Below are 25,805 nucleotides of genomic sequence, written 5' to 3' on the forward strand. Positions count from 1 at the left end.
AATGCTGACGAAACTCAGATATTGGTGGCAGGAAAAGCGGTCGAGTTTTTGGTTCGTCCCCACAGTGATGGTCCTGGACGCCGTAGTGCTCGCCACAATCCTGATAGTTATGGATACGAACCTCGACCAGGAGATTGTCGAACGATGGCCGCTGCTCTTCGGATCAGGTGCGGCCGGAGCCCGTGGCCTGCTTACCACCGTTGCCAGCTCAATGATCACCGTAGCCGGATTAGTCTTCTCCATTACCATCCTCGCTCTCTCTCAGACTTCCAGTCAATACACCTCGCGAGTCATTCGTAATTTTATGCGTAATCGTGTCAACCAGAGTGTGCTCGGCGTCTTTGTTGGTATCTTCGCCTACTGCCTGGTTGTACTCCGGACCATCCGGGGTGGGGATGAGGGGATGTTTGTCCCTGCCCTGGCAGTGCTGGTCGGTTTGCTCTTCGCCTTTGTTGGGATCGGTGTTCTGATCTTCTTCATCCACCACATCTCGATGTCTATCCAGGCGTCGAGCATTATAGCCGGTGCCGCCCAGGAGACAATGCTGACTGTGGATAAGCTGTTTCCAGAACGACTGGATGACAATGATGACGAAAACAGAACCGATGCTTTATTGACGTCTCTAGTCCATCGCCCCTGGACTGCCATTTCCGCCTGGAAAACCGGTTACATCGAGAGCGTCAACATGAGCACATTGTTTGCGATAGCTCAGGAACAGCGAGTCATTTTGCGGATGGACCGCGGAGTAGGAGAATTTATCATACAGGGGACACCACTCGTCTCGGTAATGAACCTGATCAATCCAAGCGATGAGATGACAGCCAGGTTGAACTCTATTTATATCATCAGCAACCAGCGCACTGTAGACCAGGATGCCTCCTTTGGCATTCGGCAGATCGTGGACATCGCAATGAAGGCTCTTTCACCAGGCATTAACGACACAACCACCGCAATTATGTGTGTTGATTACCTGGCGGCGATAATGGTTCAACTTGCAACACGTAGGATTGAGCCCCCACAATTCTTGGAGAATGGAGAGCTGCGAGTCATTGCTCGTGGCCCGAGCTTCGAGAGCCTGCTGTCGGAGTCTTTCGACCAGGTACGACAGCACGGTGCAAGTAACGTCGCGATCATGCTGCGGATGCTCGGTGCACTACAAACCATTGCAGGTCAAACAACCAACTCTGGTCGGTGCAGGCACGTCGAGAATAAAGTGCAATGCCTGGCTGATCTGGCCGAAAGCAGCATCGAGTTCCCCCACGACCGGGAAAAATTTCAGAGCAGACTTACACAGGTACGCGAGTCGTTTGTGAGATGCTGACAGAAAAAAAACAATGACACAACACAGGATGCAATATGACAAAATCTGATCGCACCATGATACAAAAGATGGGGATCTGGATCGATCACAAAGAGGCAATTCTAGTCTCTTTACACGACGCCCAAACAACGATTGAGCGGATCGAGTCGAACGCCGAAAGCCACTTTCGTCCATCAGGTGGCTGGAAGGCCTCTGGCACAAACGTGGCTCAGTCAGTATCAAAAGAACAAACAGCGGACGAGCGCCGTAAGCACCAGTTTCATAATTTCTATCAAGAGGTAATCGAAAAGACTGGTAAAGTAGACACACTCTACATTCTGGGCCCAGGGGAGGCGAAAATTGAACTGTCAAAAGAGATTGAGAAAATAAAAGGCGAACACGTGCGCATTGCGGCAGTTGAACCCTGTGACAGCCTGACTGAAAACCAGATAGTTGCCAAGGTGAAATCTTTTTTTTCAGTGCCATAGTATCGACACGGCTAACCTGGATTCCTACACCTGATACCGTCAGCAGCAACGTTGACTACAACGTCCCTTTAGCAGGAGCCGGTCGCAGTATGGATGCCACATTTCTGATACGGGATAACTTTCGGCATCGTCGCGACATTGAAGACGCGTATCTGGAGGAAGAGAACCCTGGCCGCCAGAATTCGCCTCTTGGCCCTCATTGACATTTGCAGCCAGATTAAGAACCCTACCTTATATACCTATATTCCTCTAATATATTGAACATGACTTGCTCCACAAGGTAGTACAACTATTTTCCACCTGACCTTCAACGTGGAAATTCATTTCCGAATTACAGTGGTGAGATGCTATGACTAGGGATAAGACCAAGTCCAATTCCCGTCCAATTTTGAGTTCAATACCTACTTTGCGTAAGCAGGCCGAGGAACGGCTCCTCCACCTTGAAACTCTCCAGCAATCCAAAACCCTTGACTCTGCCGAAACCAGACGCCTCATTCACGAACTCAATGTGCACCAGATCGAGCTGGAGATGCAGAATGAGGAACTGCAGCGCACATACCTCGAACTTGACGAACTGCAGGCTCGATATTTTGATCTCTACAATCTGGCTCCCGTAGGTTATTGCACCGTTGGCGAAAAGGGGTTGATCCAGGAGGCTAACTTCACAGCAGCGAACCTCTTAGGAGTCAATCCCAGTAATCTCATCAAGCAATCATTTTTCCGATTTATTCAGAATGACGACCAGGATATTTACTATCTGTTCAAAAAACGACTTTTCGAGACCAGCAAAGCACAGACATGTGAGGTTCGTCTCATTTGTCAGGACGGAACCTCGTTCTGGGCTGAACTGGAAGCTACCATTTCACTTGATGAACACGGTAAAGCCGAAAGTCGGGTTGTATTGAGCGATATCAGCAAGCGAAAACGGGACGCAGATGAGCTTAAAGAAATGCATCGCCAGAACCAGGAAATTCTCAACAGCATTACCGATGGGTTCATATCTTTTACGGATGACATGGTCGTCAGTTACTTCAACACCGCGGCGGAGCGGATATTGGGGGAAAAACGCACCGACGTCATCGGACAGAACCTGTTTACTTCTTTTCCTACTATACAAGGCTCGTTAATTGAAGAAAAGTACACCGAGGCCATTCGCACACAATCGGCAATTTCCTTTCAGGTCGAGGTTGCAACGAGTCCTTACAAAAACTGGTATGATGTCCGCATTTACCCTGGCCACAATGTAACAACAGTGTATTTTCAAGTAATTACTGATCAGAAAATAATTGAAGATGAAAAGATGAAGCAGGAATCGGTAAATCGGCAACTACAGAAGGCTGAAAGCCTGGGACGTATGGCCGCAGCCATCGCGCACCACTTCAACAACAAACTTCACGCCGTTATGGGGTTCCTCGAACTGTCCTCTGACAGTCTACCCTCTGGGAACGAAGCTATCCCCTTGCTCACCATGGCCAGACAAGAGGCAACTCAAGCAAGTGAAGTGAGCAAACTCATGCTCACTTACCTTGGCCATGTCACTGGCAAAAAGGAACCGTTAGAGCTTTCCAAAGTTTGCAGGGAAATCCTGCCATTGATTGAAGTTACCCTGCCAAGAAACGTGGTCTTGAAGACCGATTTGCTGTTACCCAGCCCGGTTATAAAGGGAAATGCGGATGATATTCGACAGATCGTGACCAATCTTTTAGAAAATGCAGCAGAGGCAGCCGGCGATAAACCCGGTTCAATTCACCTGAGCGTCAAGACCGTATCATCAGTTAATATTCCTCCCTCTTCAAGCCGTTTTCCCGCTGACTGGCAGCCTGATAACACCCGTTATGCTTGCCTGGAAATAGCTGACCAAGGATGTGGAGTTGCAACTCATGACATCGAAGAAATATTTTCGCCCTTTTTTACCACCAAATTCACTGGTCGAGGTCTTGGCTTATCGGTTGCACTTGGGCTAGTAAAAGCACATGACGGTGCCATCACAGTAGAGAGCGTTCAAGGAAAGGGGAGTATCTTCCAGATCTTTCTGCCGATCTTTGCTGAAAAAATTGTTCACCAGCCAAACTACAACTTGAATTCTGAAAAAATTCAAGCTGGCGGTACAATTCTGCTGGTTGATGACGACAGGATTGTTCTGGAGATCACCGACGAAATGCTGTCCATCATCGGTTTTCGTGTCCTCAAAGCCGCAAGCGGCGTCGAAGCTGTAGAAATATTTCTTGAGCACAAAGATGAAATCCGTTTTGTGCTCAGCGATGTGCTCATGCCACGCATGAACGGCTGGGAGTTGTTACTCGCCCTGCGGCAAATCATGCCCGCTGTTCCGGTGATCCTGGCTAGTGGTTACAGTAAGGAGCAGGTAATGGAAGGAGTCAAACACGCTGAGCGCCCTCAGGCCTTTCTGGGTAAACCGTATAGTTTTCAGGAACTGAAGGACACAGTTCAGCATATACTTTCGGCAGAAAAAAAAATAAGCAGCAAGAACATTTCCCGGATCGAAAAAATCGTCTCAAGATGATGATAGCTTCATTTAATGACGCATGGAACACTTTTCAGCCTTTCAGCCACCTCTCGTTGCCGAAGGCAAGGGTATGGTTTTTTTTTGAAACATTCAGTCCATACTCCCCTAGTGTACTTTTTTTCAAATTCTATGGTTACTGGTTACTTCATCTTAGCCAGCGACTACAGGCCACTGGGCTCAACTGGAAACCGAATTCGCCATGGATTTCGGCTCCCGACATCAACCCCGGCGTTTATTATGATGTGAGCTCAAAGCACTTTTCCGTCCAATTGAGGTTCAAAGCCATATCCCCAGGATCACAGTCCCTGCAAATTCAAGAAGAAATACTGATCCTGTTTACTCAATAGGAGGGTTTAGCATATAAAGAATATCACTTTCACGCGATGGATACGGCGTCATAATACTGTTTTCATGGATTTCTTTTACTGGGGTTTTGTTGATCATTGCGTGTTTAAAGGTGTTGAGCAAGCCTGTAGTGTTATCTGACAAAATATGAACTCCCAGTATCAGGCCTTGTTCATCAACCAGCATTTTATATGCCGCGAACCTCAAACCAACCCGACGGTATGTTGGCCAGCTCAGATTTGTATCATAGCTTTTCCAGTATTTTATGTTTTGCTCTTTGAGTTGCTCCTCTGTTTTTCCCAACATCCCAAGTTGAGGGTAGGTGAAAAGGACTGTAGGAACTGCTGTGTAATCAATACCAGACGCTACCACACCTTCCTTTGCTGATATGATTGTTCTCGCTGCGACATGTGCTTCCATGTCGGCCACCCGAGCGAGCTGGATTGTGTGGACACAATCACCAACAGCATAGATATTGTTGTTTGAAGTTTTCATATTCTGATCGACAGCAATGCCCTTTTTTGAAAAATCTACACCTGCAGTCTACAGATTTAATGCGTCTATGTTGGGAACACGACCGGTAGCATTGACAATCAGATCAACCTTCAGGTTATCACCAGATTCAAATACTACAGAATAACCGGAATCATCTTTCTGAACTGACATGACAGAGACATTTGTGTGAATGTGAATTCCTTCTGCTTCTGACGCTTCAACAAGCTGTTCAACCATGTCTCCGTCAAAACGTGAGAGTACTCTTTCGCCAGCTTGAAGAATATGGATAGCTCCTGCCTCACTACCTAGACGAGCCGCAAAATGAGATAATTCAAACGATATGAATCCTCCACCAATAAACGCTATACTTCTTGGCAGCGATTGTAGTTCAAGAAAGTCATTACTTGTTATTGTGTGCTCATTTCCTTCAAAAGGTAGAGCCTTTGGACGTGCACCGGTGGCAACAACAAAAGAAAAGGCTGAGAATGCAGATTTATTTACAGAAATCGTATTCTGATCAATAAATGTTGCTTTCCCTGGAATAAAAGTAATTCCGTTGCCTCGAATATTCTTTATTGTGTTTTCAGGTATATCTGAGGTGAAGGTGTTTTTCTCTTTCAAAATCTGTTGCCAATCAACCTGTGGAAGATCAGTAACTCCAATGCTTTGCAGGTGGCTGCAGCGAGCATTTACCGGCTGGTTCGATCTCCGCTTCGACCACATCGATGTCAAGTTTACTGGCCACAGCTGCTGCGGTGTGGTAATTGTCGCCGGTAAGCATGACCAGTTCCAGACCAAGTGCATGGAGCTCGTGGACAGCTTCTGTAGTAGTGGCCTTTATCGGGTCGGCGACGGTGAGGATTCCTGCGGGCTTGCCATCAATGGCGACAAACATCGCAGTCTTCCCCTCTGTTTGTAGTTTTTCGGCAGAGGCCTCCAAATGCTCCAGGCCGGAGATCTTTTCGTCTCTGAGGAAATCCGGTTTGCCGACCATCACCAAACGACCAGTGACGGTGCCGGCAACCCCTCCAGCCGTCACCGAGCGAAAGTCCTTGACGTCTGCAAGAACGATGTCTTTTTCCTTGGCGCCCCGTACAATCGCAGCCGCAAGCGGATGTTCACTATTCTGTTCGAGAGAGGCGCCCAACTCCAGCCTCTCCTCAGGCGTAAAGCCATCACTCGGCAGGACGTCGATGAGTTCGGGTTTGCCCTCCGTCAAGGTGCCCGTCTTGTCGACGACGAGGGTAGTGACTTTTCCAATTGTTCCAGAGCCTCAGCATTTTTTACCAGTACTCCCTCCTGCGCACCCCTTCCAACACCCACCATGATGGACATAGGCGTTGCCAGTCCAAGGGCACAGGGGCAGGCGCGATGATCAGGACAGCAACGGCGTTTACGACAGCATGGGCGAGCTTAGGTTCCGGCCCCAGCCACATCCAGACAACAAAGGTGAGCACCGCGGTCGCCAGCACCACCGGCACAAAGATAGCCGCGACCTTGTCGACCAGCCCCTGAATGGGTGCACGACTACGCTGGACCTCGGCAACCATATTGACGATCTGGCCGAGCAGGGTGTCGTTTCCCACACGTTCAGCCGTCATGACAAAACTGCCTGAGCCATTGACGGTGCCGCCGGTAACTTTATCACCGACATCCTTTTCCACAGGTAGCGGCTCACCGGTGACCATAGACTCCTCGACGCTGGAGTGGCCTTCCACCACCTCGCCATCGACGGGGATTTTATCACCAGGAACCACCCGCAACCTGTCGCCGACCTTCACCTGCTCAAGCGGGATCTCCTTATCGCCTCCTGACACGACTTGTCGCGCCGTGGGTGGGGCGGGGTTGAGCAAGGCTTTAATGGCACTGCCGGTCCGACAGCGAGCCCGCAGTTCGAGCACCTGGCCGAGAAGCACCAGTACGGTGACCATGCCGGCGGCCTCAAAGTAGATGGCAACCTTACCTTCATGGAGCATCGCAGGTGGGAACAAGCCAGGTATGAGCATCGCCACAACGCTGAAAATAAAAGCAGCTCCAACACCGATACTGATGAGCGTGAACATGTTCAAGTGACGGCTGATGACCGAGCGGTAGCCCCGTTGAAAAAACGGCCAGCCAGCCCACAGGACTATGGGGGTGGTGAGTGCAAATTGCAGCCAGCGCGAGGCGTTGCTTTTCATCCAGGGTAGACTATCCAGCGCCGGGATCATGTGCGTCATCGCCAGAATAAACACTGGTAATGCCAGCGCAGCGCCGATCCAGAAACGGTTGGTCATGTCACGCAGTTCGGCATTTTCTCCTTCATCCGTGACGACCGTCGCTGTCTTTGCTTCCAATGCCATACCACACTTCGGGCATTCTCCGGGTTTATCCTGTTCTACTTCGGGGTGCATCGGACTGGTATAGATGGCCTTACCCGATGGTTCATTCTTGGGTTTTTCGGATGTATCTGATGCTGCCAGAAATTCCTGCCGACAGTGGTCGCTGCAGAAATAGGATGTCCTTCCGTCACGTTCTGCAGAGAGTGCGGACTCGTTATCCACCTTCATGCCGCAGATGGGGTCAAGGGATGTTCCATTACCCTTGCTTGCCATAGGCCACCTCCTTTGATACTTCTTACAATTTTTTCTCCATTATTTTGTTCCATAACCCGCTTGTTCTCTTCGGAGAAAAAATTATACTCTTCCTATCTGCCCGATATGTATTTCTTTTCAGGCCTCAAGATAAAAGATTACTTCGCCGGAGGGGTTTGACAATACTGATCAGCCTTTTCTGCGATTTTGTAGCGAAGATCAATCACTGCCTTCTCAAATTCGGCAAGTTGTGCTTTGGTGGTTTTGGGGTCTCTCCGAGCCTCCTGATAGTCGAAACGCTTATCATGCATTTCCTTGCGCAATTGAACAGTATCGTTCATGAATTTTTGATAGTTTTCACTCGTCCAGCCGGTTTGTGAGCCGTTTGGACCAAAACGGACTCCGCCTAGGCTATTATTATACGCCCTTTGATCATCCATCATTCCAGGCCCCATCCCGCTACGGCCACCACCCATCATTCCTGGTCCCATTCCGCCATAGTCGTCACTCATCATCCCCCATCCTTCACCTCTATCCATCATATCATAGCTATCCCCCCAACCGCAGCCCTCTCCTCCATATGCATAAGAGAGACCTGCAGTTGCAATTCCTATAGCCAATACTGAAGCGAGAATACTGTTCTTCATAATAATTATCTTTGAATGTTGCGACGCCCTTATAAGAGCGTTCGTTTATTTTTAGACCTTGGCACAGTTAGAAAAACAGACCGATTGCCACAAGTTATTTTTATTGCCTGCCTCATGGCAGGATTACTCAGGCCCATCAAAAATATTTCTAATGGAAACGAACAAGGCAGGTGTTTAAAAGGCGGTCAAGAAGAAAACATGAAAATCCGCACCACGCTCAGCAATACAATCATTACGGGAGATAACAGACATTCTGATCATGTCATGTATATTTTTGTTATGTCACGATACTCTCTATCTCTGAAATTTTCTTTTGCAGAATTGGATTAATCTCATCCAAGCTCCTTATCGGCCTCTAGAGCAAGAATCTCACACTATCAGTTGATCCTGATTTGCGCAGATTCGATGGCACCTCTTAACAGTTGATGAAGAGCTTCAATTTCATTTTTCAAGCTGCTCCGATCAACATCATCACTTTCAGTATAGGTAATGAGTTTTTCCCGAACCGCAGTATCTTTTGCCATGATATCTTCGATAATCTGATAGTATTCAATCTGATCATCAGGATCTGCAACCTCGGCAATGACACGGAATTTAACAACTTCTTCATGTCTTTTTTGCATTTGATGCTCTATGCTTTTGACGAAATTATCATTGTCGGTCATTTCATCACCTTCCTTACAGTGTGAACACTGCTACTTGAAATACTCTTCACCGTTAATACTGCTGCCCGGCGATATTTTTTTTCAGCTGATCAATATCAAGGCCAAGAGAGACGCATTGAGCATCTGCCATGCAAGCATCGGCATCCTGTATTTCCAGATGATGTTTCAGCTCATGGCTGCCTTTTTTCAAATCAACCAGCCACACCTTCTGTTCCGTATCATATTCTACCGTAATATCGATGCCGCATTTGCCGATGTCGGGATAGAGATCAGTAATTTTCTTGCACAATTCTTCTCTTGAGTACATGAGATATCTCCTGTTATTTCATTTTATTCCATCGATTATGCCTGCCCCTAAAATCGCCGTAATGACCACTGCATCAAGCCACCGAGAGTTTCCCTGTGGTTGTGTGCCAGCCTCGGGATGCAAGGGAGCAAGAATAACCGGTATACTCAAAATTATGCAATATTTGCGCCAGCCATGAATCATTGGCGGATCCATCAGACATCACACTGATATCATTACATCAAATACCATAAAGGCTCTCTTCTGATTACATTAATACACAACGACCCAAGGCCATATTGTACCAAAAGGTCATATATAACCTTTTGCCTATAGGGTCTGGTGAATGAGATCGCCAAAAAAACAAACATTCTAGCCACAAACACAGAAGCTGTGCGAGCATATGAAGAGAGATGCCCTGACTTGTTTTCTTTGTGTTTACACACTAGACTGAAATTAAGGGTTTTGCCTTTCCCTCTGGATGTTTGAAGGCTCCCCTTTCCATGTTTTACATCTCAGATTTCAAACCTCTACTCTCTATACGGAGGCGGATAACACCTGGAATATTTCGAGATTTTCAAGGCCCCGACAGATGGAGCGGACCGCAATAATGATCAATCTGGGCCCACATTTAGTGAGAATGACGTTCAATACTTCATCTCGAAAAAAATCTCTGTCACCTCAACTTGAAGTAGTGGCAGAGTCTTCCTTGATTTGAGATGGCAAAATGAACACTGCAAATAACAGTTAGAGCGAAGCCGGCGGTTGAGCTGATTCAAAATGTTGGGCCTTGTCGTTTGATTCACCTGAGTGATGTTTGTTGTGCCCCGACCGCTATAAGTACTCGTGAGTACAACAAGGGTTTTTCTGAGCCAGGCGTAAATATCAGTACTTTTCCTTGGCTTTCTCCGTTGGCAGTCTCCCCTTTTCGGTTTTTTACCGGCAGATACCTGCCGGTTTTACGAAAAGTTAAAAACGAATTTAGCTATTTCTCTCAGAAAAAGCTGGTGATAGATGAACCTTCCCTTGCCTCCCAACCCCCATACCATTTTTGTACTGATATTGATCGTGATCGCACTTTTTTTATTTAGTCGCGAAAAAATACCACTTGAATCATCGAGCCTATTTATCCTTGTTGCCTTAAGTGTGGGATTCGAGCTTTTTCCATACCATGAAGGTGATACAGTCCTTCATGCGATGAGTTTCTTTTCCGGTTTCGGCAATGAGGCTCTTATCGCTGTCTGTGCTCTTATGATTGCGGGGCAAGGGATTTTGCGTACGGGTGCGCTGGAACCTGTGGGACGGGTCCTGGCCAAACTTTGGAAAACCAATCCGAGCATCTCTTTATTGCTCACATTATTGCTAGGTGCGTTTATCAGTGCCTTCATCAACAATGTTCCAGTTGTAGTACTGTTACTCCCTGTTCTTATTAGTGTTTCTTTGAAAACTCAGTCTCCAGCGTCGTCAGTTCTTATGCCTATGGGATTCTCAACCCTGCTGGGTGGAACCTGCACAACGATTGGCACGTCAACAAATCTGCTTGTAGTTTCGGTGGCCGCCGAGATGGGACTTAAAAAATTCGAAATGTTTGATTTCCTGGTGCCTGCTGTAATTGCCGGAACTGTTGGGATTGCCTATCTTTGGCTTGTTGCACCTCGCTTGATTGCCAAGCGTGACCTTGCTATTACAGATAGTGCCCCGAGAATTTTTGCTGCTCATTTAGCCATTTTAAAGGATAGTCCGCTTGTCGGAATTGCTCTGTCGAAAGCTGTGGAACTGACAGATGGGAAGATGAAAGTGACAGCTGTAGAGCGAGGTGAACAAAAACTGTTTACCCGGCCCAACCTTGTGTTACAGGCCGGTGATCACCTGGTATTGAGGGACACCCCGGTTCACCTTAAAGAATATGAAAAAATTCTCAAGGGTACCCTCTATCCTGCTGATACCGAAGATGTTGCTATTGATGAAGATCATCCTCTGCAGGCGCCGGATCAACAGTTAGCCGAAGTTGTCATTATAGAGGGCTCTCGACTCGATGGCAGTACTCTCAGCAACCACCGATTTGCTGAGCGGTACGGCCTGATTACGCTGGCACTTCATCGTACAGGCAGACAAATCAAGCAGACGCACGATGAAATCAGCGATATTCGTTTGAAGGTTGGTGACATTCTGCTCGTACAGGGGCCCCGTGAGCAGATATCAGAACTCAAGAAACGCTCAGAGGTGCTGATCCTTGATGCCATAGTAGACTTGCCTTTTTCGAAGAAGGCACCACTCGCCATGTTTATAATGAAGGGCATAATTCTCACTGCTGCGTTCGGTTTGTTGCCCATTGCCATCAGCGCCCCTATGGGGGCCTTACTGATGATTATTACCGGCTGTTTGAGTTGGCGTGATGCCACCAGGGCATTGAGCGCTCAGGTTATCCTGATAGTGGTTGCCAGTCTGGCACTTGGAACGGCAATGATTAAAACCGGAGGTGCAGAATACCTTGCCTCGGTTTTTGTAGCCCTGGCTGGTAACGCCTCACCTGCTTTCGTCATCAGTGGATTGATACTGATGATGGCCATATTTACGAATATTATATCCAACAATGCAACATCTGTTATCGGTACCCCCATAGCTATTTCCATTGCAGGTCAGATGGGATTAACACCTGAACCTTTTGTATTGGCAGTCCTGTTCGGAGCGAATATGAGCTATGCCACCCCTATGGCATATAAAACCAATCTCTTAGTCATGAACGCCGGAGAATATACGTTTTCCGAATTCCTCAAGGTAGGCATCCCCCTTGTCCTTATAATGTGGGGCATGTTTTCATTCCTATTGCCATTGCTTTATCTGTAGATTCAATGATCGGATATGAGAATCAATCGTCTTTCATCAAGTCAACCCATCCCTGATATTGCTATCTTTCTTCGAATCACATTCAACAGTGATGTCGATATCACAATTACCGATATCAGGACAAAGGGTTCGCTATTTCTCAGCCCCTCATCCTGAATGGTTTCCTTTTCAATCAGGAGGCGCGCAAGATCATCACGTTTTTTTCTTATCCGGTTCTTCAAACTGTTCCGACTCAAGACGTAATACCTCGGCATCTATATCGGCAAGCAATCGCTCCTGGATACGCTGACTAAGGGATCCGGTACGGAAGGCATCAATAACCTGGCCCTTTTCAACAAGTAGCAGGTGCCGACGCGCCCACTGGAGCTCCTATGCCTGAAGCTGCTTGCTTTCGAGATGCAGGTCGAGAAGGGAGGTCCTTACCCGCTCGACTCTCTGTTTATATTCAGCGCGGAGGTCATCAAGCACCTCCGGATTGGTGAAATGGACGTGTAACATTCGATCAAGCTCTTCCAGGGCCGCATAGGCTGCCTGCAATTTGCCGCGGGTCAACTTGTACTGATCGTGTTCATGATGTTCACGCACAACACCCAACCATTGCAGCAGTGGCGACATCGTCAGCCCGTGGACCAGGATTGACAGGATAACGACACCGAAAGTCATAGACACCAGCAATTCTCGGTGGGGGAAATCCTTAGATAGGCTGAGAACCAGCACCATTGAGAGCCCGCCGCGCAAACCACCCCAGGTAAGGACTGTACTCCAGGCCCAGGGGATCTGTTCCCTCGTCCGGCGCAGCAATGCCGAGGCACTGAAAATGATCAACGCCCGGCCTCCGGTGACCACGAGATAGGCAACCATAATAGCCTGCCAAGAGGCGAGCAATGCCTCGAATTGCACCTCAAGACCGATAAGCAGGAAAACGATGGAGTTGAGAGCAAAAGCCAGGTATTGCCAGAACGACTCCACCGCAATCCTGCTTGATGGCGACATACCGCGACACGGGCGCCGTAGTTGCCGCAAAGCATACCCGCCGCAACGGTGGCAATAACGCCGGAATAGTGGAAGTGTTCGGCGGCCAGGAACGAACCGTAGGCGACGATGGTCGTCAGCGTGATCTCGATCATCGGGTCGTCCACCTGTTTGATGACTTGAGAAACGGCTAGGCCGACGCCGACTCCTATGAGTGCGCCCAGACCAACGATCTTAATAAAATCGAAGGCCAGACCACCGGGTGTCACCATTTTGCCGGTCACCAGCGCGACACTGAGTGTAAAGAAGACAATCGCGGTACCGTCGTTCAATAAACTCTCCCCTTCAAGCAGTACAGACAGACGCTTCGGGACTCCAAGGTTCTTAAAGATCGCCACAACGGCGATGGGATCGGTGGCTGAAATAATCATGCTGAAGACCAGTGCGTGTTTCCAGTTGAAGTCCTGGACAAAGTGCAATGTTCCTGCAACCGGTGTCAAGATCATGGCCGTCAGCGCAATTGCCACCACCACGCCGGGGATAGCCAGCGAATGGATGGTGATTCGGTTGCGCCAGAACTGCTTGAACTCGAGGTAGAAAGAAGCCTCAAAGAGCAGTCCCGGCAGGAAGACATTAAACATAAGTGCCTTGGTCAGGTGCGGGGCTTCAATGGCATGTACAAAACCCAGGCCGAGGCCGGTGATGACCAGAGCCACCGTATACGGAATGGCCAGGCGTTACACGGCAATCGCCACTGCAGTGGCTACAATAAAGAGCAGAATTAATATGGTTCCCGCTTCCATCTAAAAGATCTCTTCCTGCATAATTATTTTAGCCCTACTATTTCATGCTTTCGTTAGGTTTCCCGAAACAGTTCGATCAAGGGTCCTAAATGAGTATTTTAATAAATGAAGCAATCACTATGCCAGGATCTAGCGACCCAGATCACGCAATCTCATCCGTCTATTGATATATTTTGTCATATTTTGGTGTATTTGGCCCATTCAGGTAATCATAGAGCAAGGGTTATATTTGAGCTGTGGTCATATATAACCACGTGGATGGTGCGCAACTTATGCTGTTTTCATCAAATACCAAGGCCTCTTCATACTCAGGACTAAACAGGGATCCAGAGACTGTTCACTAAACACAGCAATCCAGTTTTGAAGAGTTACGCTAGCAAGGCTGAGGAAATGGTTCAATGCCACCATTGGTTAGATATGACCTTCTTTTGGAGAATATTACCGATTCCCACAAAAGCGCCCAAACCTTCTTTTATCATATCAAAACAATATGCTATGTGATGCAATTACTCACTTCACAGCGTGGCATGCAAATTGCTCAAGAGAGGTGACAGAAGAATCTTCCTGCAAGAGGAATTTTGCCCAAACCTCAGAATGGATTTTTCTTTTGAAGGATCGCAGGTTCAATTCCGAATCTGGATCCTGCAATTAAATCGCCTTTTCAAGGCAAGGAGAAAAATGAAAAAATCATTTTTGAAGACGTTAGCTCTGGCAATTGTTGGGTCGCTGTGTGTGGTTGGGGCGGCCAATGCTCTTCCAATGCTGGAAGGTGGACTAAGCATGACAGGTTTATATACTCCTGTTAATGCCGGAGGTTCGGAAGTTAGCATAGAACTAGCGACGGGAATTGATTTTGGGGCTTGGCTTAACAACGCTGACAACACATTCGTCGTATCAGGAGCAAATGGTAGTTTTACAAGTCTCATCGGAACGATTGGAAATATTACAGATTTCCAGTTTGTTGGTTACACATATGTCGAAGACGTAAGCCTCTGGTCTGCTGGTAACTTATCTTTTGAAATGAGTTCACTCACCTGGGACAAAGGTTCGGATGGCGACTCCAATGATATTCATGTTTATGGATTGGGTGTGATGAATAGAGTCGGGTATGACGATACCCCGGGGGTTTGGAATTTCACCGGACAAGGAGCTGATGAAGCAAACTTTTCATGGTCAGCATCTGTTGCAGCTTCACCCGTGCCTGAACCGGCCACCATGCTTCTCTTTGGTACCGGCTTAGCTGGCCTCGCTGGATTAGCGAGACGAAAAAAAAATTAACACTGATCTAATCGGTAAAATATTGGCAGAGTCAAAAATGACTCTGCCAATATTTTTCTTTGGTTATCAATATGTATGGCCAAAGTAAAATGGCGGATACACTCCGTTATAGCACAACAACAGGTCCTCGTATAAACTTTTGCTGCAGTCGACCTGCCACCTCGACGAACCCTTCATGATAATAACCACTTGCGGTGACAGCATCGTCAAAATCTATCCTACCCCGAAAAATCGGGTAATTTAGCTCAATCATCCTTAGTCTCATCAGCCGCCCGTCGCTTGTTTCATGATGGCTATGAGGGTATTTTCCACTTCCTGATCCGCCTCCGGCAGTTGATGCATATGAAACATTTCCGCAAGGAGGGCGGTTGGTTTCAATGTAGCCAGAACGGTGCAGTTGTCCTCCTCGTACATGAAAATTCGACTGGGTAATACGGAGAAAATGCTCGTGTTCCGTTCGAGAGCTTCCTCTTCTTTCGATTGACCGACCTCAAAGACCAAACATTGACGGACGATTTCCTTACCATTGGGATCCATGGTTTCATGGAGGTCGTGCACCTGGATAATCACAAAATGATTGGCGGCGACGGCAAGCTGCAGGGCAGCTGAAACCGCTGTAAGGGATTTTTCGGTGGAGAATTTAATCAGCATGGTTTTCCTTTTTGGTAAAATGAAACGACTTCCAAACGGGCACTATTTTCGCGACACCTTGTTGATCAATACAACCAGCAGGACTACCACCAACATGCAGATGCCGAGGAAAATCCAAGTATTTCCGCCCATCATTCCGCCATCCATCCGTTTACGTAATTCATCATATTAGTACGCTCCTATGGGTACTCAGTGAGCCAGCAGGGTAAACCAGCGATCATCAATCTCTCGCTTTAGCAGCTGAGTTGATGAGCTTTCCTCAGGGGGAGCACACTAAATTCTGCGGCCCTGGACCAGTCGAACCAGAACCACAATGACTGCAAGGACCAGCAGGATATGAATGAATCCTCCCATAGTGTACGATGAGACCAGCCCCAGAAGCCAAAGGACGATGAGGATAATGGCGATTGTTTCAAACATCTGCGTTCTCCTTTTGAAATTGAAGTAAATACTGGTTGAAACTCCGAGAAGGCCGACACCAGGCTCACTTCAAATGATCTTTGTAAGAGCCGATGAGACCACCAGCAGGTAAAGCGGTATTGCTTCCCTACTTTTTACACTTCAATTATTGTGCCAACCAAAGGCACAACAGGGAAATAATTTAATATACTGATATTATTGTTTATACCGACATTGGCTATACTTTAGAATTTCGCTCGAATGGTCATATGTAACCGCTAGCCATATGCAACTTTTCTGATTTTTCTGATGATCGTTCAGGAACTCTCTGAAGTGAATGGCTCGTTCACTGAAATAACAACCTAACTTGTTTTTACCCTCATTGAACTGTAGACTGAAATTGAGAGTCTTACATTCAGTTCCGGTTTCCCTGGAAGTTATCATAGATTAAAATTTCGCCTCAGAAATAGATATGAAGGAAAAACATTCCATAGTCATAAACCTAATATTAATGGATTTAGCCTCACATCCTGTCAACAAGATGAAGCGAATTGGCTTTCTCAGACAACCTCTTGTTGAAAACAATCAACCCACGAGGATCTATGCCCCAGAATCTTTTCGATAAAAAGAAAACCATTGATAAAGATTCTCTTGCAATGCGCAAGCGCGCAGAAGACCTGTTTCGCGCGCAGCCGATCAGCATTCAGGATATCAAACTTGCTGATATCCCAGATCTTCTTCAAGAACTGCAGATCCATCAATTCGAACTCACGCTTCAGAATGAGGAATTACAGACAGCCCGACTTCAACTCGAAGAATCGTGGGCCCGGTATGTGTATCTCTACGATCACGCACCAGTCGGCTATTTCACTTTTGACGACAAAGGCCGAATACTTGAAGTGAACCATACGGGAAGCGAACAGTTGGGTCTCAACACGGAGGACTTACTCAATAAGCCATTTTCATTTTGCTTATCCCAGGATGACAGCGATGTATTTTACCTGCATCTCAAAAAAGTATTTTCCACTCAAAGCCGACAAACCTGCACTCTCACCCCTTTTGAAAATCAAGACAGGCAATTTCATGTCCAACTTGACAGTATCCCTTCCATTGACTGCACGAAAGAACACTTATGCTGTCAGACTTCTGTAACCGATATCACAGAACGAAAACGACTGGAAGAGACCCTGCAGGCGTCAGAGACCTTATTCCGCAGTCTCTTTGAAGAAGCTAGAGAGGGCATTCTCATTGTTGATGTCGAGACCGGGCAAATATCGGATATCAATCCATTCCTGATGGAGATGCTGGGCTATAGCCGTGAAGACATATCCGACAAGAAAATATGGGAAATCGGGATACTGCAGAATATCAAAGCATGGAAAAACACGATATCGGAACTGCAAAGCAAAGGCTCTGTGCACTATATCAATATTCCACTTACTACCAGGAGCGGCAGGCACATTGTGGTGGAATTTACCAGCAGTGTTTTTACCGTCAATGAGCAACAAGTGATGCAATGCCGCATCAGAAATACCAGCTCACCGCCGCTGGATTCAGATTCTTCATCCTATGCTCATGATGGCACAGAACGACGTATGTGGGAACGGAGGGATGACCTGCGTAAAAACGTTGAGCAGATAGCAGAAGAGAGAATTCGTCATCGGCAGACAGAGGAAGCCTTGGTAAAGGCTACGGCAGAAATCAAGACCCTGCAAGAGCGGTTAGTGAGTGAGAACATCTATTTTCAGCCCAAAACAACAACCAAACACACATTTACCAATATCATTGGTCAGAGTAAGCGCCTGAAACAGGTGCTATATCGAGTGGAGCAGGTAGCGCCGATAGACACAACAGTCCTGATACTCGGTGAGACCGGTACTGGAAAGGCGCTCATCGCCGCCGCTATCCACAGCTTAAGTTCCCGCCGGAACCGGCCAATGATCGCCGTCAACTGCGCTGCCCTCCCACCCAGCCTTATTGAAAGTGAACTGTTCGGCCGTGAGAAAGGCGCTTTTACCGGGGCAGACACGAGACAGACCGGACGCTTCGAGACCGCCGATGGTTCAACGCTTTGTCTTGATGAGATAGGCGAACTGGCACCCGAACTACAGGCCAAACTGCTTCATGTCGTTCAGCACGGGGAGTTCGAGCGTTTAGGATCATCAAAGACCATTAACGTCGATGTGCGGCTGCTGGCCATGACCAATCGCAACCTTGAGGAGGCTATACATGATGGCAGTTTCCGACAGGATCTCTATTATCGGCTGAATATATTCCCTATTACCGTTCCACCGCTCAGGCAGAGAAAAGACGACATCCCTCTCCTGGTTCAAGCCTTTGTGGAAAAATTTGCCAAAAAGATGGGGAAACAAATCACCTCGATCCCCAAAGAAACAATGAAGCGGTTACAGGACTATCCATGGCCTGGCAACATCAGGGAGTTGGAGAGTATTATCCAGCGGGCCGTGATCCTGAGCCCTGGGGCTGTTCTCCTCCTTGAGGATAGACCGGATTTTTCGCCGTTTGCTGAAACCGCCTCAGGAAAAACCATGAAAGAGATAGAGTACAACCAGATTCTGAAAGTACTCACTGAAACCCAATGGCGTATTGAAGGAACAGGCGGAGCCGCCATGCTCCTTGATATTCATCCAAGCACCCTGCGAGCACGAATGCAAAAGCTTGGCATTTCACGCCCTGAGCAGATAGAGTCTGATTAGTCGTCGGCAGACCTCAGCATATGGAGGGCTCCTCACCATATGCTGAGGTCTGCCGATTACTGCCACCAGTTCTCGAACCACCAAACATATCAGATGAAAAATATTACTAAAATTTGGGTTGCAGCAAAAATGGATTCCTTATATCCATGCTGAACGAGATAGATTTTCAGATGGTCGAACAGGTTGGTACGCATCGAATAACCTTCATGTACGGCTGCACACTACACCTTACAGAGTAGTAACGGAGTTGAACCATGCCCGCTGGAAAAGTGAAAAAAAATTTACTGCGTTCAGACAAAACAACCAGCGGTGAGAAAAAAACTGCGCCCAGGAAAAAATCAACCGGTGCCCACCCCTCTCTGACAGAGCCCGGAACCTTTTCCGCACCGCGTGCTCAGCTGCCCATTGTAGGCATAGGCGCCTCCGCTGGTGGCCTGGAAGCATTTGAAACGTTCTTTGCCGCCATGCCAGCTGATGCTGGGGCAGCCTTTATCCTGATCCCTCATCTCGATCCAACCCACGGCAGCATCATGCCTGACCTGATCCAGAAGCACACCAAAATGCCGGTCTTACAGATCAAGGACGGAATGCGGGTCGAACCGGACACGGTCTACGTTGTACCACCCAATCACACGCTCTCCATCCTTAACGGTTCTCTGCAACTCATGAAAATGAGCCGTCCGCGCGGTGTCAACCTGCCGATTGACAGCTTTCTCCAGTCCCTGGCCCAGGACCAGGGGCCAAACGCAACTGGCATCATCCTTTCCGGGACCGGCAGCGATGGAACCCTGGGAGTAAGGGCAATAAAAGCCGAAGGCGGCATGGTGATGGCCCAGGACGAGCAATCTGCAAAATATGACGGTATGCCGCGAAGCGCCATTGCTACAGGGCTTGCCGACTATGTCCTGCCGCCTGCAGAAATGCCTGAACAACTCGTCAGATACCTTCAACATGCTGCCCGTATCGAAACACAATCACCGCCCCTCACCGATGACGTGATTTTACCTGACGCCCTGCAAAAAATCTGTATCATATTGCGTTCTCAAAGTGGACACGACTTTTCTCTCTACAAAAAGAATACCCTTCTGCGCCGCATCGAGCGAAGGATGCACATAAGCCAGATCGATGCAATCAAAGACTACGTTGCCTATCTCCAGAAAAGTGAGATTGAAAGGAACATTCTGTTTCGGGAACTGTTGGTTGGGGTCACCAGCTTTTTTCGGGACGCCAAGGCCTTTTCCGTGCTCCGGGAAAAAATCCTGCCCGAACTGCTGACGGATAAGCCGAACGGCTATACCTTGCGCGTCTGGGTTACCGGCTGCAGCAGCGGTGAAGAGGCCTATTCCATTGCCATCCTTCTGCAGGAGGTCATGGAAGATCTCAATCGTCGCATCAATGTCCAGATATTTGGTACCGACATCGATGAGCACGCAGTCAATAGTGCACGAAGCGGGCTTTACCCGTCAAGCATCGCTGCAGACGTGAGTGAAGCACGTCTGAACCGTTGGTTTACCAGAGAGGACAATCAGTACCGCATAAAAAAATCGATCCGTGAGATGCTGGTTTTTGCAGAGCAGAATGTCATTAAAGATCCTCCATTTACCAAGCTTGACCTGCTTTCCTGCCGTAATCTTATGATTTACTTCGGTGCTGAATTGCAGAAGAGGCTCATCCCCCTTTTTCACTATAGTCTGAAGCCGGCTGGCATCCTTTTTCTCGGTTCATCGGAAGCCATCGGCCAGGCCCATGACCTCTTCACTATCCTGGACAGGAAGTGGAAAATATACCGCCGTAAAAATATCTCGACTGCAGGCAATAATATGGTGGACCTTCGAACCTCTCCATTCATCGCCGAGAATGCGGCACCACAACTGGCGGAACCTATCAAAAGGGTGGAAGAGCTGAGTGCCTTTCAGCTTGTAGAAACGATACTGCAACAAAGCGACGCTCCGCCCTGCGTCATTATCGATGAGGCCTGCAACATCATCTATCTCCATGGTCGTACCAGCAGGTACCTCGAGCCGCCCATCGGCAAAATCAACGTCAATATCCTGAACATGGCGCGTCCTGGGCTCAAGCAGGAGCTGACTGAAGCAATCCGCGCAGTTGCAGGCAACAGCCAAAAAGTTGTCCGCGAAGGGCTCTCCATTGAACATTACAGCGGTTATATACCTGTCGATCTGACGGTCGAGCCTCTCCTCGGACACGCCGCCCTTCGTGGCCTGATGATGGTCGTCTTCAGGGAAACCGCCAAGATTTCAAATAATCAAGAGAAGCCACCACTCGCAGGGGAACCAGCCCAAAGCCCGGATGTGAAAATGCTTGAACAGGAATTATGGCATACAAGGGAAAACCTGCAAGCCACTATCGACGAACTGGCAACTTCCAATGAGGAGTTGCAATCCACCAACGAAGAACTGCAAAGCACCAATGAAGAGCTGGAGACCTCAAAGGAAGAGCTGCAGTCTTTGAACGAAGAAGCTACCACAGTCAACGCCGAATTGCAGAGCCGTATAGATGAACTGTCGACGACCAATGATGACATGAAAAACCTGCTCGACAGCACCCAGATCGCCACGATCTTTCTCGACCTCGATCTTGGTGTCAGAAGGTTCACGCCGAAAACGGTTGAGCTGATTCCACTTTCGGCCATCGACCTCGGTCGCTCCATCAAACATTTTGCCACAACTCTCCTCGATACAGATCTGGCGGACTACGCCAATGATGTCATAGAAAAACTCGGTATGCGAGAAAAAGAAGTCGAGAGCAAGAATGGCACCTTCTACCGTATGCGCGTTCGTCCCTATCGCACAACCAACAATGTGATTGACGGGGTGGTGATCACCTTTGAGGATATCACCACGCTCAAAAAAACAGAGGCAACACTCAATGTCTTAAATGCAGAGCTGGAAAAACAAAAGCTCCAGCAGAGCGTGGCTGTTGAAGATGCAAAAAAAACAGCGAGGAAGTGATTGGATAAATTTTCACCTCTCCAGTTTCACATAAAAGAAAACGACTGATCTTGCACCTCCTTTTAAACCGCAACCGCCCTCCTCTACCTCCAAGTAGTGGTCAGATCTGACCATTGGTTACATTTAACCGTTTTGGCATGTCTAACGGTGATTGTGCCATGAATGCATGTACGCACATTTTTGACGACATACCAACGGGATGCAAGCGACCATCTGCACAAAACAGAAACGGCATAGATATTGCTTTTAGTTAATGGATATTGTTGTTTTTGAAAATTTCCACTCATGTTTGGCAGATTGGCTGCTGACGAATCCTATACGAGGTTCTGTAATGAAACTAACACACGAAGAGCTCAAAATCGCAATTCTCGAAAAAGCGGCAAAATCGCCAAAACCACAGCTGTACATTAAAGATTTCTACGCCTGTGATCCTGATACAAAGCCGAGAGAATTAAAAAATGTGGCCAATGACCTGGTGAAAGAAGGGAAGCTGATGTTTTGGTCTTCCGGATCAACAACTATGTATGCCCTGAAAAACCGGATCAAAAACGAAGAGGGTGCCGGAGGCATTTGATAATTTCTATATAAAAGGGCATTCACAATGCTGCCTGACATACGATGGAATTCAAGGAGATACAGATGAATATGAATATAAGTCTTGCCCCGTTGGTCTCGCTCATTGCTGGCGTACTCATTTTGGTTGTTCCCCGCCTGCTCAATTACATCGTTGCAGGTTATCTCATTATTGTTGGCTTGATAGGCCTATTCGGCGGAAGTGGTTTTCATATGAGGTAATGATTTCTCGAAAACATCGAGCAGGCTCACGATGAATACATTGCCTACCAGCAGCAAAGTAGCCTGATAGAATTAGGTGCCCAATACTTCGTACGGGAATTGTGGGATGCTATACCCTATATAACCCGCAATAACCCGCATGTTTATGCCCCGCAGGCGTGACGATCGACCATTTCCGGTACCGACCGGTGTGAAAAATCTCGACTACACACACAGCTCATGAACTGTGCCGACAGGCCTGAACCTAGCTTCTTTTCGAGATATTACGGTAAATAGGCAAAAGATGAAGTGGCTACAGTTTTTTGTAATGACATTGATTACAGGACGTCTGATAATATTTCATAAAGGGGAAAGATGAAAATTTTCAGAAGATGGCAAGCCGTTTTCGTGGTCGGATTTTTGGCGAGGATGATCTCCCAGGTTCTGGCCCAAAACAATGAAAAAAACATGGAAGAATACCTCCCCGATGTATTGCAGATGGGGTGAATCACCTACACTTCCGGAAGCATCGGCCTTGAAGAGCGAGGAGCGCACTGTTTCCATTACGAGCCAACAACGGGCAAGGATATATTTTACCTGGTCGGAATGATTAGGGCTCAACGGAACGTGCCTCCTTACCGGCACTTTTCGTCTGAACATGAAAACAAACGAATGCCCTTACATCTTTTACGAAAGGAAAAAACATGAAAAAAGGTGACAGCGTCATAGCTAACCACCCTGAAAGTGGGTCGAGGGAGTTTGTTCGATCGTACGGTATCGTTCAGGAAATGACAAAATCAGGCGGTGTAATAATCAAACTGGCAGATGGTTCCTTGATCAAGCGGCAGATCAACTCAGTCGCCGTATACATCCAGCCGCCATCGAACTGGTTCGAACTGTTCAGGCAGAAGCAGACGGTATATCCTCAACCCCGGAAGAACATGACAACTCGTCGATCAACTCCACAAAAGTTGGATATGTAGGCACATTCTTTGATACTGCCATGATAGAAAATGCACGGAAGCACCCGTGGATTTGAACTCGGTGGTATTCATCGCAGAACCTCGTACGATTGCATCTACCACCTGAATATCGGGAATTAGAAAAAATTCAACCGTCAGCCCTCCCCACCAGAAGCATCAGGTCTCCTCATCCCGGGTCATATCCAACCATATGGTCATATATGACCTGCGATGGATGACCATGCGGATGTATCGCGTATCAGTGTTCCAGCAAACTTCTTCTATGATAACTAAATGTTAAAAGAAGTGTTTTTCAGATAGTTCAATCCGGCACGATGCTTGCGATATAAAGACAGAATCGGCCGCTACCAAGGAATTGAGGTTTGGTATACGATCCCAATAACCAAATGTCCGAATTACAGTCGTAATCGGCTTTTAGCAAAGGAGAAACCATGAGTAGCAGGAAAATTTTCAAACAGAAAATGGAAGCAGAGGTCGCTCGTGCCCAAACAGAGTTAGCCAGATTTCGGGCCATGGGCATGGGATTCACTGCCGAAGCGAAAGATAGACACGATGAGCATGTTGCTGAACTTGAGCAACAGCTTGATGCCACAAAAGCGAGGCTGAGAGACGTAACCGATGCAAACGAAGACGTATGGGAAAGTCTTAAGGACAGTGTGGAGAATACCTGGAGCACATTGCATTCAGCTCTTCAGGAAGCCGTCGAAAATTTTAAGGCAGAGCTCCCCCCAGACGGTTTACATGGGTCGGACAAGGAAGATTTTCCCAGCATAAAAAAATTGAAACAGCGTTTAGCTGAAAAAATGAAATAAAAAAGGAGAATGATCATGGGCGACAAAGGTGGAAGAAAAGACAAACGAAAAAACAATCAACAGAACAGCAAAAAGCAGGATCAAAAGCAAAAGATCAAGTTGGAGAAGCAAAACAAGGATAAGCCAGTACCGGTTTTGCCAAATCAATAGCGAATTTTGGCCCTGAGGTTTGTTCATGCAGGGATTACCCAATCTCTTGTTTTCATGAAAGAAGGACAATGTGGCTGGTTCGCGCATGTCACTGGTCTGCCTCAGTGAAACACTAATCGAAGTACTACCACCAAGGAGAAGTATCAAAAATGGCAACCACACAAGATAATTCACAAAAAATGAGTGAAGAAATGCAGCACATCATTGATCATTCCCGCGCCCTGGTGGATGCCACATCCGGCGAACTGGACGAACGGATCAAATCAGCCAGAGAGGCCTTGAAGGAGCGGTTGGATTCCGGCAAAAGCGAATACGGCGATCTTGAAAAGCAGCTTCTCGGCAAAGTTATGATCGCTGATGAGTTCATTCATGTAAAACCCTATTATGCCATCGGAGGGACATTTATCGGTGGCCTGCTGCTGGGTTGGTTCATGTCGAGGAAATAGCATGTCCAGACTGCCAATGATCATTTCCAGAATGACCGGGGCTGCCGGTCGCGTTAGTGGGTTGGCCGGCCAGATCCTCGAAGATCGGTTGGAGCTGCTGGCTTTGGAGTTACGTGAAGCCAAGATCAGATTGGTCCAGGCATGGCTTCTGGCCTGTATTGGGGTGGTCTTTTCCATGCTTGGCCTTCTGCTGCTGGTTCTGGCCGGTGTGTACATCTTACCACCCGAGTGGAAAATTTACGGACTTGTCACCGCAGCAGCAACCAGCCTGCTTGCAGGAGTTATCACCTTCATCGCCCTCAGCCGGCACCTGGGACAAAAGCCGCTGGCCTTCGAACAGAGTCTTGCAGAACTGAAAAAGGACCTGACATGTTTCTCAACCAAGAACTGAAAAAGATCCAGAAAGAGAAAAACCACCTTGCTATATGTTGTAACCTGCGCCGTCAACTGGTTCATGTCGAGGTTCATACCATTTGGGGCACCATGTTTAATACGGCTTCAAATCTTGGCCTGTCACTGGCCATTATTGAGCAGATTCTTGGAATTCTGCGCGAAGGCAAGGGCAATCGCAGTTAGTGTCGGATCGGCAGTCTGCTGCTGGGACAAACAAAACAGTTCACGACGAGGGAGGTGTCCGGAAATTTCCCATTCAAATAGATGAGACTTTTCCACAAG

General features: G+C 47.6%; 28 protein-coding genes and 1 pseudogene. 17 read left to right on the forward strand and 12 right to left on the reverse strand.

Annotated features, from left to right (window positions below; translation table 11 throughout):
- Nucleotide 1: 1 nt before the first annotated feature.
- The 3 genes from GA520_RS12165 (at nucleotide 2) to GA520_RS12175 (ending at nucleotide 4,312) form a co-directional block, all read left to right on the forward strand.
- Complete coding sequence (locus tag GA520_RS12165) at nucleotides 2-1,321, forward strand: DUF2254 domain-containing protein (protein WP_163339825.1); 1,320 nt, start codon at nucleotides 2-4, stop codon at nucleotides 1,319-1,321.
- A gap of 35 nt (nucleotides 1,322-1,356) precedes the next feature.
- Nucleotides 1,357-1,788, forward strand: a complete 432-nt coding sequence (locus GA520_RS12170) for a hypothetical protein (RefSeq protein WP_163339824.1) — start codon at nucleotides 1,357-1,359, stop codon at nucleotides 1,786-1,788.
- Between the two features lie 349 nt (nucleotides 1,789-2,137).
- Nucleotides 2,138-4,312 (forward strand): PAS domain-containing sensor histidine kinase, encoded by a 2,175-nt coding sequence (locus GA520_RS12175; RefSeq protein ID WP_163339823.1) that lies wholly within the window; start codon nucleotides 2,138-2,140, stop codon nucleotides 4,310-4,312.
- A 339-nt stretch (nucleotides 4,313-4,651) separates the two neighbouring features.
- Here GA520_RS12175 and GA520_RS27170 read toward each other — a convergent pair whose 3' ends face one another.
- From GA520_RS27170 to GA520_RS12200, 5 genes and pseudogenes are all read right to left on the reverse strand, one after another.
- Nucleotides 4,652-5,155, reverse strand: coding sequence for an NAD(P)/FAD-dependent oxidoreductase (locus GA520_RS27170; protein WP_163339822.1), 504 nt, complete (start codon nucleotides 5,153-5,155; stop codon nucleotides 4,652-4,654).
- Nucleotides 5,132-5,878 (reverse strand): annotated as a pseudogene (locus GA520_RS12185) (FAD-dependent oxidoreductase); the annotation flags it as partial. The pseudogene GA520_RS12185 and the gene GA520_RS27170, both read right to left, overlap by 24 nt.
- On the reverse strand, nucleotides 5,805-6,374 hold the full coding sequence (locus tag GA520_RS12190) for an HAD-IC family P-type ATPase (protein WP_205749367.1): 570 nt from the start codon (nucleotides 6,372-6,374) through the stop codon (nucleotides 5,805-5,807). The gene GA520_RS12190 and the pseudogene GA520_RS12185, both read right to left, overlap by 74 nt.
- Nucleotides 6,375-6,438: 64 nt before the next feature.
- The gene (locus tag GA520_RS12195) at nucleotides 6,439-7,749 is read right to left on the reverse strand and encodes an HAD-IC family P-type ATPase (protein WP_205749366.1); all 1,311 of its coding nucleotides are present in this window, start codon (nucleotides 7,747-7,749) and stop codon (nucleotides 6,439-6,441) included.
- 137 nt (nucleotides 7,750-7,886) lie between these two features.
- Entirely contained in the window at nucleotides 7,887-8,375 is a 489-nt protein-coding gene (locus tag GA520_RS12200; RefSeq protein WP_163339776.1) for a hypothetical protein, read from the reverse strand.
- A 15-nt stretch (nucleotides 8,376-8,390) separates the two neighbouring features.
- On the opposite strand from GA520_RS12200, the gene GA520_RS12205 reads away from it, so the two are divergent.
- Nucleotides 8,391-8,705, forward strand: coding sequence for a hypothetical protein (locus tag GA520_RS12205; protein WP_163339820.1), 315 nt, complete (start codon nucleotides 8,391-8,393; stop codon nucleotides 8,703-8,705).
- 47 nt (nucleotides 8,706-8,752) lie between these two features.
- On the opposite strand, the gene GA520_RS12210 is transcribed toward GA520_RS12205, so the two are convergent.
- Both GA520_RS12210 and GA520_RS12215 read right to left on the reverse strand, forming a co-directional pair.
- Nucleotides 8,753-9,040 (reverse strand): hypothetical protein, encoded by a 288-nt coding sequence (locus GA520_RS12210; protein WP_163339819.1) that lies wholly within the window; start codon nucleotides 9,038-9,040, stop codon nucleotides 8,753-8,755.
- A gap of 52 nt (nucleotides 9,041-9,092) precedes the next feature.
- Nucleotides 9,093-9,347, reverse strand: coding sequence for a hypothetical protein (locus tag GA520_RS12215; RefSeq protein WP_163339818.1), 255 nt, complete (start codon nucleotides 9,345-9,347; stop codon nucleotides 9,093-9,095).
- Nucleotides 9,348-10,340: 993 nt separating this feature from the next.
- Between GA520_RS12215 and GA520_RS12220 the strand changes: the two genes are divergently transcribed.
- Complete coding sequence (locus tag GA520_RS12220; protein ID WP_163339817.1) at nucleotides 10,341-12,173, forward strand: SLC13 family permease; 1,833 nt, start codon at nucleotides 10,341-10,343, stop codon at nucleotides 12,171-12,173.
- A gap of 369 nt (nucleotides 12,174-12,542) precedes the next feature.
- Here the strand turns inward: GA520_RS12220 and GA520_RS12225 are convergent, their stop codons facing one another.
- Nucleotides 12,543-13,100: a cation:proton antiporter gene (locus GA520_RS12225; RefSeq protein ID WP_304511343.1), complete on the reverse strand. Its 558-nt coding sequence runs from the start codon at nucleotides 13,098-13,100 to the stop codon at nucleotides 12,543-12,545.
- Nucleotides 12,995-13,861 (reverse strand): sodium:proton antiporter, encoded by an 867-nt coding sequence (locus tag GA520_RS12230; RefSeq protein WP_205749365.1) that lies wholly within the window; start codon nucleotides 13,859-13,861, stop codon nucleotides 12,995-12,997. The genes GA520_RS12225 and GA520_RS12230 overlap by 106 nt, the downstream gene beginning before the upstream one ends.
- A gap of 765 nt (nucleotides 13,862-14,626) precedes the next feature.
- On the opposite strand from GA520_RS12230, the gene GA520_RS12235 reads away from it, so the two are divergent.
- The gene (locus tag GA520_RS12235) at nucleotides 14,627-15,226 is read left to right on the forward strand and encodes a PEP-CTERM sorting domain-containing protein (RefSeq protein ID WP_240910232.1); all 600 of its coding nucleotides are present in this window, start codon (nucleotides 14,627-14,629) and stop codon (nucleotides 15,224-15,226) included.
- Nucleotides 15,227-15,332: 106 nt separating this feature from the next.
- Here the strand turns inward: GA520_RS12235 and GA520_RS12240 are convergent, their stop codons facing one another.
- The 3 genes from GA520_RS12240 to GA520_RS12250 form a co-directional block, all read right to left on the reverse strand.
- Entirely contained in the window at nucleotides 15,333-15,479 is a 147-nt protein-coding gene (locus GA520_RS12240; protein WP_163339816.1) for a hypothetical protein, read from the reverse strand.
- Nucleotides 15,480-15,490: 11 nt separating this feature from the next.
- Nucleotides 15,491-15,877 carry a DUF302 domain-containing protein gene (locus GA520_RS12245; RefSeq protein WP_163339815.1) on the reverse strand — a complete coding sequence of 129 codons (387 nt, stop codon included), beginning with the start codon at nucleotides 15,875-15,877 and terminating at the stop codon, nucleotides 15,491-15,493.
- Nucleotides 15,878-16,150: 273 nt separating this feature from the next.
- Entirely contained in the window at nucleotides 16,151-16,297 is a 147-nt protein-coding gene (locus GA520_RS12250; protein ID WP_163339814.1) for a lmo0937 family membrane protein, read from the reverse strand.
- A gap of 581 nt (nucleotides 16,298-16,878) precedes the next feature.
- Here GA520_RS12250 and GA520_RS12255 point away from each other — a divergent pair.
- The 11 genes from GA520_RS12255 (at nucleotide 16,879) to GA520_RS12305 (ending at nucleotide 25,706) form a co-directional block, all read left to right on the forward strand.
- Nucleotides 16,879-18,993: a sigma 54-interacting transcriptional regulator gene (locus GA520_RS12255; protein ID WP_163339813.1), complete on the forward strand. Its 2,115-nt coding sequence runs from the start codon at nucleotides 16,879-16,881 to the stop codon at nucleotides 18,991-18,993.
- Nucleotides 18,994-19,247: 254 nt separating this feature from the next.
- Nucleotides 19,248-21,965 carry a chemotaxis protein CheB gene (locus GA520_RS12260; protein WP_163339812.1) on the forward strand — a complete coding sequence of 906 codons (2,718 nt, stop codon included), beginning with the start codon at nucleotides 19,248-19,250 and terminating at the stop codon, nucleotides 21,963-21,965.
- 331 nt (nucleotides 21,966-22,296) lie between these two features.
- Complete coding sequence (locus GA520_RS12265) at nucleotides 22,297-22,539, forward strand: dissimilatory sulfite reductase D family protein (protein WP_163339921.1); 243 nt, start codon at nucleotides 22,297-22,299, stop codon at nucleotides 22,537-22,539.
- A gap of 65 nt (nucleotides 22,540-22,604) precedes the next feature.
- Complete coding sequence (locus tag GA520_RS12270; RefSeq protein WP_163339811.1) at nucleotides 22,605-22,760, forward strand: DUF3096 domain-containing protein; 156 nt, start codon at nucleotides 22,605-22,607, stop codon at nucleotides 22,758-22,760.
- Nucleotides 22,761-23,114: 354 nt separating this feature from the next.
- The gene (locus tag GA520_RS12275) at nucleotides 23,115-23,246 is read left to right on the forward strand and encodes a hypothetical protein (protein WP_255494419.1); all 132 of its coding nucleotides are present in this window, start codon (nucleotides 23,115-23,117) and stop codon (nucleotides 23,244-23,246) included.
- A 197-nt stretch (nucleotides 23,247-23,443) separates the two neighbouring features.
- Nucleotides 23,444-23,722: a hypothetical protein gene (locus GA520_RS12280; RefSeq protein ID WP_163339810.1), complete on the forward strand. Its 279-nt coding sequence runs from the start codon at nucleotides 23,444-23,446 to the stop codon at nucleotides 23,720-23,722.
- Nucleotides 23,723-24,153: 431 nt separating this feature from the next.
- Entirely contained in the window at nucleotides 24,154-24,534 is a 381-nt protein-coding gene (locus tag GA520_RS12285) for a hypothetical protein (RefSeq protein ID WP_163339809.1), read from the forward strand.
- Between the two features lie 15 nt (nucleotides 24,535-24,549).
- Nucleotides 24,550-24,684, forward strand: coding sequence for a hypothetical protein (locus tag GA520_RS12290; RefSeq protein WP_255494418.1), 135 nt, complete (start codon nucleotides 24,550-24,552; stop codon nucleotides 24,682-24,684).
- A gap of 149 nt (nucleotides 24,685-24,833) precedes the next feature.
- The gene (locus GA520_RS12295; protein WP_163339808.1) at nucleotides 24,834-25,130 is read left to right on the forward strand and encodes a YqjD family protein; all 297 of its coding nucleotides are present in this window, start codon (nucleotides 24,834-24,836) and stop codon (nucleotides 25,128-25,130) included.
- A 1-nt stretch (nucleotide 25,131) separates the two neighbouring features.
- Nucleotides 25,132-25,521: a phage holin family protein gene (locus tag GA520_RS12300; protein ID WP_163339807.1), complete on the forward strand. Its 390-nt coding sequence runs from the start codon at nucleotides 25,132-25,134 to the stop codon at nucleotides 25,519-25,521.
- The gene (locus tag GA520_RS12305) at nucleotides 25,500-25,706 is read left to right on the forward strand and encodes a hypothetical protein (protein ID WP_163339806.1); all 207 of its coding nucleotides are present in this window, start codon (nucleotides 25,500-25,502) and stop codon (nucleotides 25,704-25,706) included. The genes GA520_RS12300 and GA520_RS12305 overlap by 22 nt, the downstream gene beginning before the upstream one ends.
- The last annotated feature ends 99 nt before the right edge of the window (nucleotides 25,707-25,805 follow it).

The sequence above is a fragment of the Desulfopila sp. IMCC35008 genome (assembly GCF_010646885.2).
Classification (GTDB): domain Bacteria; phylum Desulfobacterota; class Desulfobulbia; order Desulfobulbales; family Desulfocapsaceae; genus Desulfopila.